Annotated in this window: 5 protein-coding genes; all 5 read left to right on the top strand. The window is 36.7% G+C overall.

The genetic code is table 11. The features are described 5' to 3' along the window. Window positions 1–187, top strand: a 187-nt coding sequence (locus tag ABWO41_RS02390) for a hypothetical protein (RefSeq protein WP_353132859.1), incomplete at its 5' end; no start/stop codon positions are given. A 285-nt stretch (window positions 188–472) separates the two neighbouring features. After that, window positions 473–3,502, top strand: a complete 3,030-nt coding sequence (locus ABWO41_RS02385) for a protein O-mannosyl-transferase family (RefSeq protein ID WP_353132856.1) — start codon at window positions 473–475, stop codon at window positions 3,500–3,502. A 389-nt stretch (window positions 3,503–3,891) separates the two neighbouring features. Further along, window positions 3,892–4,485 (top strand): RNA polymerase sigma-70 factor, encoded by a 594-nt coding sequence (locus tag ABWO41_RS02380; protein ID WP_353132853.1) that lies wholly within the window; start codon window positions 3,892–3,894, stop codon window positions 4,483–4,485. 110 nt (window positions 4,486–4,595) lie between these two features. Next, on the top strand, window positions 4,596–5,609 hold the full coding sequence (locus ABWO41_RS02375) for a FecR family protein (protein ID WP_353132850.1): 1,014 nt from the start codon (window positions 4,596–4,598) through the stop codon (window positions 5,607–5,609). A 133-nt stretch (window positions 5,610–5,742) separates the two neighbouring features. Then, a complete protein-coding gene (locus ABWO41_RS02370) occupies window positions 5,743–9,249 on the top strand; it encodes a TonB-dependent receptor (protein WP_353132847.1) in 3,507 nt (1,168 codons plus the stop codon). Window positions 9,250–9,251 lie beyond the last annotated feature (2 nt).

Genomic DNA, 9,251 nt, shown 5'->3' with positions numbered 1-9,251 from the left:
ACTGCGCTTCGGCAAGCGCCGAACGTTCCTCGAACCTTTATCGAAGATTCATCGAACAGCACTCGAAGCAGGGACGGAGCAAGCGCGAACCAAACACGAACCAAGTACGGTAATTTCCGGACTTTCACGGACTTTAGCGGAGTTTGATGGACTTCCGTTTGGTTTTATTAAAGAATGTTGGAAATAATTTGAAAGAAAAGCCAATTTAAACAATAAGCATTTTATAATCAAAATATAAGAGTATAAAACGGGAACTTTTTCTGAAAGCTTTTGATAAACTGCTAAAAACCATCGTTCCAGTTAGGCAAATGCCTTTAAGCACTATTATCGGATTGTCAGATATTTATTAAAATAAAGATTCCAAAAGCATAAGCCCCTATCATACAATAAAAAGGGTTAATAATTTGTTAAAGTAGCCATATATTCATTTCAAATATTTATTTTCGGCAGATTAAAAGAATCTAACAGAGAAATGACCTATAAAAAAATTAACAACTTATTTGGTTGGCTTACATTTCTGATTGCAAGCTTAGTTTATATTCTAACTTTAGAACCCACGGCAAGTTACTGGGATTGTGGCGAATTTATATCCGCAGCCTACAAACTACAAATTGTACACCAGCCTGGAGCTCCTTTATTCTTGATGATCGGGAGATTGTTTAGCCTTTTAGCTGCTGATGAAACTTCTGTAGCATACTGGGTTAATGTAAGCTCGGCTTTGTCCAGCGGTGCTACCATTATGTTTCTGTTCTGGACCATTACTGCTCTGGGCAGAAAGGTTGCTACGGCATATAAAGGGGAGCCTAACACTACGCAAACCATTACCATTATTGGTGCCGGCCTGGTAGGTGCACTGGCTTATGCTTTCTCGGATACTTTCTGGTTCTCTGCTGTAGAAGCCGAGGTTTATGCCATGTCTTCATTGTTTACAGCCATTGTATTCTGGGCCATATTAAAATGGGACTCACATGCAGATGAACCAAACGCAGATAAATGGTTATTATTTATAGCTTATGTAATGGGTTTGTCTATAGGCGTCCACCTGTTAAATTTATTAGCTATTCCTGCAATTGCGTTAATTTATTATTTCCGCAGGACAGAAAAGGCCACTTCCAAAGGCATTATCACAGCACTATTCATTGGTATTGTCATTTTGGGTATTATTCAGTATGGCATAATCCAATATCTGGTAAAATTTGGCGCTTATTTCGATCTCTTCTTTGTTAATACGATAGGCCTTGGCTTCGGCAGCGGGGTTATTTTCTTTGCTTTGCTTATTGTAGGTTTGTCTATCTGGTTAATCCAATATTCGATCCGCAAGAACAAACCGGTGCTTAACCTGGCCATGCTTTCTTTTGTATTGATTATTCTTGGATACAGTTCTTTTGCCATGATTGTGATTAGGGCGAAAGCCAATCCTACTTTAAATAACAGTGCTCCTGATAATGCATTTTCTTTACTAAGTTACCTGAACCGTGAACAATATGGAGACAGACCATTGGCTTACGGACAATACTTTGACAGCAAAGTGGTAGATTCTAAAGAAACCTCTACCATTTATAGAAAAGGTGAACATAAATATGAAGTTGCCGGAAAACGCACTTCTTATGTCTACGATAGAAATACACTTTTCCCCAGAATGTATAGTGATGACAGAGGTCACATTTCGGTATACCGGGACTGGATGAACATGAGTGAATCTGAGAGTCCTACTTTTGGCCAGAATCTTGGTTTCTTCGGTACTTATCAGGTTGGTTTCATGTATATGCGTTATTTCCTTTGGAACTTTGCAGGACGCCAAAACGATGAGCAGGGCTATGGAGAATATACTAAAGGAAACTGGATAAGCGGCATTAAACCTCTTGATGCCCTGCGTTTGGGCAATCAGGATGATCTTCCAAAGAGTATAACTGAGAATAAAGCGTATAACAGGCTTTATTTTCTACCATTGATATTAGGTATAATTGGTGCTTTCTGGCATTTCAAAAGAGATCAGAAAGATGCTGGTGTGGTTGCTATGTTATTCTTTTTTACGGGTCTGGCGATTGTGCTTTACCTGAATCAAACTCCAAATCAGCCCCGCGAAAGGGACTATGCCTATGCCGGTTCTTTTTACGCTTTTGCCATTTGGATTGGCTTAGGAGTATTTGCAATATCCGAATGGATTGGAAAGTTTCTCAATGCTAAAACAGCAGGTGTTATGGCTACAGTAATTGGTTTGTTTGCGGCGCCGATATTAATGGCTAAAGAAGAGTGGAACGACCACGATCGTTCTGGAAAAACCACTGCAAGAGACCTGGCTAAAAATTACTTAAGCAGCTGTGCTCCTAATGCCATATTATTTACTTATGGCGATAATGATACTTACCCGCTCTGGTACGTTCAGGAAGTAGAGAAGTTTAGACCCGACATAAGAATTATCAATTTAAGTTTATTTGATACGGATTGGTATATTAATCAGTTGAGAAAACCTTTCAATGAATCTCAGCCTATTAATTTAACAATTCCTCCCGCTGCTTATGTTTCCGGTGTAAGAGATGTGTTATTTTATCAGGATTTCCAATTACAGGGACATCAGGAAATAGGCGATATTTTTGAATTTGTTACTTCTGACAACCCCGAAGCTAAAGTTCAGTACCAAAATGGTAAATCCGAGAATTTCTTGCCTACCAAACAGTTTAAATTAACTGTTAATGCCAATGATGTGATTAAATCCGGAACCATGAAAGCCAGTGAGACAGGCAGAATTCTTCCTGAACTTACGTGGACTTTACCAGGCAATTACTTAACAAAAGGTCAACTGGCTATTTTAGATATATTGGCACATAATAAATGGCAAAGACCTGTTTACTTTGCATTTACAGTACCTAGCAGCAGCTTTATGGGCTTAGATAAATACCTGTTCAATGAAGGTTTTGCTTTACGTTTGTTACCTAAAGAAAAAAGCAATATTGCTAACAGCAGCGCCCTTTCTGAAACTGAAGAGGTAAATACAGATGCGATGTACGATAATGTTATGAATAAATTCCTTTGGGGAAACATGAAAACAGCATCTTACCTGGATCCTGAATCTACTAAAATGGTATTCCTTTCTGTGAATAAGTTTATAGAGCTAACCAGAAATTTAATTACTGAAGGCAAATTAGACAGCGCTAAAAAAGTCATGAACAAATGTCTGGAGGTATTACCTATTAAAACAGTTTATGACGCTAATTTTGCTCTGGGCAAATACGAAATTGTAGATGTACTTTACCAATTGGGGATGAAGAAAGAGGCTAGTGAGATTCTAGACCAAACAGCAGACCTGGTTCAGGGAGAGTTAAATTACAGATATTCCATTAGCAAAACCAAAGAGAATCTTGCAGGTAGAGACGTTCAATTAGGTTTATTTGTACTTTCCCAATTTGAAGAAATGACAAAGAAATATCAGGAAGATGCTTTGCATAAAAAAATAGATGATCAACTGAAGTCTTTTGAAGCCAAATTTGGATTTTCAAGATAGTTTTAACCATTAAGAACGCTAAGTTCGCAAACAAAAACGCTGATAGGAACTCTCTTATCAGCGTTTTTTGTTTTCTGATTTGTCCTAATATCAATTGATTTTTGGGATTTTCACCATTCGTCAGCTTAAGAAGTTTCTTTGGAAGATTTGTTATTCATTCTGGTTTGAGGGATAATAGATACACACAGGCTCCGGGAGCAACGGTCTCTCAAAGAAAACCCTGCGATAAGAATCAGGCTTCTCTCTTTCTTCGGACTCTTTACCACAAATGTTCGATAAAAAAGTTAGGCTATAATAAATATTTTAGATTTTTTCATATATATTAGTTCTATCTTTTTTGATTATAAACCAGCATGTATTTTTAATAATATTAAATATTTGCATGTAATATGCGGAATTTCGAGAAGCTTTCGGACAAGGAACTTTCAGTATTACTTTGCGACGGTAGTGATGCTGCATTTGAAGAGATTTTTAACAGATATTGGTCTGCCTTATACGCGGCTGCCTATAAACGGCTAAAGTCTCATGAAAAGGCAGAAGAAACGGTTCAGGATTTATTTACCCATTTATGGACTAAGCGAGACTGCATTAAAATCCACACTTCACTTGCTGCTTACCTTTATACCGCAGTTCGTTACATGGTATTTAATAATATTCAAAAAGAAATGGTTAGAGAATCATATAAAGCATCTCTGCACACTACAAGTATTCATGACAATTCAACTGAGGAAACCATTTTGATTAATGATTTAAATAAGATTCTCGAAAAAGAAGTAAATCATCTCCCGCCAAAATGCCGATCTGTTTATGAACTTAGCCGTAAACATTATAAAACGAATAGAGAAATTGCCGCCGTACTCGGTATTTCCGAAAAAACGGTTGAAGGCCATCTTACAAAGGCTATCCGACAACTAAAGACTAAGATTTACGGTATAAATAAATTAGCCACATGGCTCTTCATAATCTTATCCATCAAAAGTTAGCCTTTCCAAATCTTTCAGGTAAAACATAATTTTTTTTATAAGCAAGGGTTAATAGCTAGCTAACTGTCTATATATACGTAAGCTAACCAATTACATAACCAAAAAGCCCTATGCATAAAGATGATTTGCAGAAATTAGTTACAAAATATTTAAACAATGAATGTACTCCGGAGGAAATTCATTGTTTAAATGAGTGGTATAATTCGTTTGATGACGAGCAAAACCCTATTGATTCACTATCCGATTTACAGCGGCAACAACTAAAGCAGCACTTAAGACAGCGTATTAAAAATAATATTGCGTTAACCAATTTACAATCAATTGAGACTTCAAATCATAGTAAAAGACCAATAAGCAGGATTTATTTTTTAAGCGGGATAGCTGCAACTGTATTAGTAGTACTGGGAATTTTCCTTTTCAAGCATTATAATAAAGTAAGTGCGGAAGTGGTTGCCTTTAACCAATCAAAAAACATTCAGAAGTTAGTTCTTGAAGACGGAAGTACAGTATGGCTTAATCCCAATAGCAAAATTGTATATCCAAAGAAATTTTCATCGACGGATAGAGAAATTACCATGTCCGGAGAAGTCTTTTTTGAAGTTAAACCTGATGCCGGAAGGCCTTTCATTATTCATAGTGACAATATTATAACAAGGGTATTGGGTACAAGTTTTCTTGTTAGGGCGAAAAAAGGTATTCCGGCAGAGGTCTCGGTAGTAACCGGAAAAGTATCGGTACGTCTGCAGCAACAATATGAAGATGCTGGCGTAATACTACAACCTGATCAAAAAGTAACTTATTCAAAAATTGATAATGCCTTGAAAAAAGAAAGAGAAAACGACAATTCTGAATTAAGCATGTGGCGAAAAGCAACATTAACATTTAACAATATAACATTAAAAGATGTTATCCCTATTCTGGATAAAAAGTTTGGAGTAAATATTACAACTTCCAACAAACATCTTTTGAACTTTTCCCTGGAAGCAGATTTTACGGATCAGAGTTTACCCTCAATTTTAGAAATGCTGGAGAAATCTCTTGACCTAAAATATGAAATAAACGGCAGAAAGATAATTTTAATAAAAAACATAAATAATAAGCCTATGATTGATGAAAATAATTAACCTAACCTAAATCCGGAGTTTTTACTGCTGTGGCAGAAATCAAGTCTAGATTAAGAAATAATTGTCCTATTCTAATAAAACACATGTATTTATGAAAATTTATTTAAAGAAAAGTTTGACTTGGTCCAGAGTTATGAAGAGTACTCTTAGTCAGGGAGCCATTGCCCTCCTATTTACCGGGATGACTTTCGCCAAGGATACCAATGCTCAGGCCATATTAGATCGAAAGGTAACTATATCAATAAATGATAAGTTGGATGTAGTATTAAACGCACTTAAAGAAAATGCAAAAGTTAAATTTGTTTATAGTAAGGATGTCATAAAGATAGATCAACAGGTTTCTCTAAATGTTAATAATCAAAAACTGGGTGTTGTTTTAGATAAGCTTTTGAATGTTAACGGAATTTCATATGAGACTATAGATAACCGGATTGTACTGGGTAAAAGTGCTGAAAAAACTGTAGATGCAACATCTCTAAAACCCGCTATTGAGATAGCTCAGGTAAAAGTAAGCGGCCAGGTAACAGACAGTAATGGCGAGCCTTTAATTGGTGTAGGTGTTCAACTAAAAGGCGCAAAAAACGTTACCAGTACTGATGTAAATGGCCGTTATACGCTTAATTTGCCAGACGGAGATGGAATTTTGATTTTCACCTATATAGGTTATGTCACCCGGGAAATACCGGTAAACAATCAGAGCACTATTAATGTAAGTTTGACAGAAGATTCTAAATCTTTGGAAGAAGTGGTTGTGGTGGGCTATGGTACACAAAAGAAAGTTAATCTTACCGGGTCCGTTGACGTTATTTCTGGAGAACAGTTAGAAAACAGGCCGGCATCTAAGGTTGCTGACCTATTAAAGGGTACGTCACCGAATCTTAACATTTCTATGAATTCCAGAGGAGGCGAACCTGGTGCGGCTAGTAACTTTAATATAAGGGGCGTTGGTTCGATTAATCTTGATGCTACCAGAGGCGTAAGTACTTCTCCTCTCGTTTTGGTTGATGGTGTTGAAATGGATATCAATAATGTAGACCCTGAATCTATTGAAAGTGTTTCGGTTTTAAAAGACGCTTCAGCATCTGCAATTTATGGTTCAAAAGCACCTTTTGGTGTTATATTAATTACTACCAAAAAAGGAAGTAAAGACGGTAAAGTTAATGTTCAATATAACAATACCTTATCATTAGCTTCTCCGGTTAGGCCACTTAGCCAGGTAGACGCCTTAACCTGGGCAACTGCTTATAATCAGGCGAATGCCAATGCTTTGGTATCAACCCCAATATATTCAGATGAACAGATGAACAGGATAAGGGATTATATGGCCGGAACATACCCTTATGAATATGATCCCAACAATCCTATTTCCGGTATCTTTTTAGGAAGACGTAATGGCAATGCCAATTACGATTGGGCCAGTTTGATGTTTAAAAATAATACTTTCAACCAAAAACATAATATTAATGTTTCGGGTGGTACTGATAAAACACAGTTCTATATTGCCGGTGGATTTACAGACCAGGATGGAATGTATAACTATGGTTATGATTTTTATAAAAGATATAATTTCTTAACCAACCTTTCCACCAGAGTTACCAATTGGCTGAGTTTAAATACTAGTTTAAAGTATGCAAAAGGTTATTCCGACTATCCACTGGGTATCACAACTGTAGGCAGAGACCATGCTTTCGGTGAGTTTCTTACGTGGGCGCCTATGACGCCTATGTACAATATTAATGGCACTATTCAAAATCCTTTGATAAGGATGATGGAAGACGGAGGAAGAGATAAACTGGAGATTAATGACTTTTTATTAGTGCTGGGAGGAGAGTTTGAACCTGTAAAAGGATGGAAGACAAATGTTTCTTATAACCATAATGTGCAGACAGACAGGAGAATGGTGAATCCTAAGCCGGTTATGGTAGAACTAGGCAATGGTGCATTTGGCAATATAGGTAAGCCAAGTGCTACTTACCAATCTGTTTATTCACAGCCTCTTTATACGTTATTTAACGTAGTTTCATCTTATGAAAAGCAAGTCAATAATCATTATTTTAAAGGACTATTAGGTTACGAGCAGGATAAAAAAACATTTTCAAGTCTAAATGCAACGGCGTCAGGTTTAATTACTCCGGAAGTGCCCTCTATAAGCACTGCAGTTGGAAATAAAACTGTTGAAGACGATTTATGGCATTGGACAACACAAGGTGTTTTTGGTCGTTTAAACTATAATTTCAAAGAAAAATATCTGGTAGAGTTTAGTGCCCGTTATAACGGCTCGTCCAGATTTGCAGAAAATCTGAGATGGGGATTTTTCCCTTCAGGATCTGTTGGATATAATATTTCAAAAGAAAATTTCTGGGAGCCTGTAAAACCATATGTTAATATGCTTAAGTTAAGAGGCTCTTATGGATCTTTGGGAAATCAGAATGTTTACGATTATTTTCAATATATAAAAAGGATTGATCCTGTTGCAGAGCTGAACTGGATAATTGACGGACAACGCCCTCCATACGCAAACGTTCCTAAAATAATTAGCCCTACGATAACCTGGGAAACCGTATCTACATTAAATATTGGATTAGATGCAGAATTTTTGAAAAACAGATTAGGGCTTGCGTTTGACTGGTACAACAGAAGAACAGATGATATGATGACCAGGGGAGAAGACTTACCATACCTTCTGGGAACAATAGCTCCAAATGTTAATAACGCTTCTTTGACAACCAAGGGTTTTGAACTTGCATTAAGCTGGAATCAACGTATTTCATCTGACTTTGCATATAATGCAAGAATTACTTTAGGAGATAGCAGAACAACAGTGTTAAAATTTAACAATGAAAAAGGAGTTATTGATAACTATTATGTAGGTAAAGAAGTTGGTGAAATATGGGGTTATGTAACAGATGGTCTGATACAGACACAGGGAGAAGCTATGTATAACCAGACTTTCTTTTATTCTACATGGGGGCCGGGTGATATGAAATATAAAAACCTTGACGGAGACAGATACCTGGATACAAATGGAAACCCTATCATAAATGATGGTACAAGAACATTAGATGACCATGGTGACTTAACCGTTATTGGTAATACTTCTCCAAGGTATAATTATAGTTTTACAGGGGGAGTTAACTGGAAAAGTTTTGATTTTAATATGTTTTGGCAAGGCGTAGGTAAACATGACTATTACCCACATACTAATGCAGGCATGTTTTATGGTATGCTTACGGCGTTCGGATCATCTACTATCCTAAAAGACTCGCCAGCTCTTGATTACTGGAGACCTGCTAATGAGACGAATATATTAGGGCCGAATACCAATGCTTATTTTGCTAAACCTTATTTTACCGCTCAAACAAACAAGAATCGTCAGGTACAATCAAGATATGTTCTAAATGGGGCATATTTAAGATTAAAGAATATTAGTGTGGGATACACTATACCTCAAAAGCTATCAAATAAACTGTTTTTACAAAAAGCCAGAATTTATGTAGCCGGAGAAAACCTGCTAACTTTTACAGGCCTTCCAAAAGTGTATGATCCTGAAACCGTTTTTGCTGAGAATACGGGTAATGCCCCTCAGGCTACCTATCCTGTTTCTCGTTATTGGATAATGGGATTTAATTTAACCTTCTAATG

The organism is Pseudopedobacter sp., assembly GCF_040392825.1.
In the GTDB taxonomy this organism is placed as follows: domain Bacteria; phylum Bacteroidota; class Bacteroidia; order Sphingobacteriales; family Sphingobacteriaceae; genus Pseudopedobacter.
The sequence above is the reverse complement of the archived record's forward strand: the minus strand, read 5'-3'. Positions and strand labels throughout refer to the sequence as shown.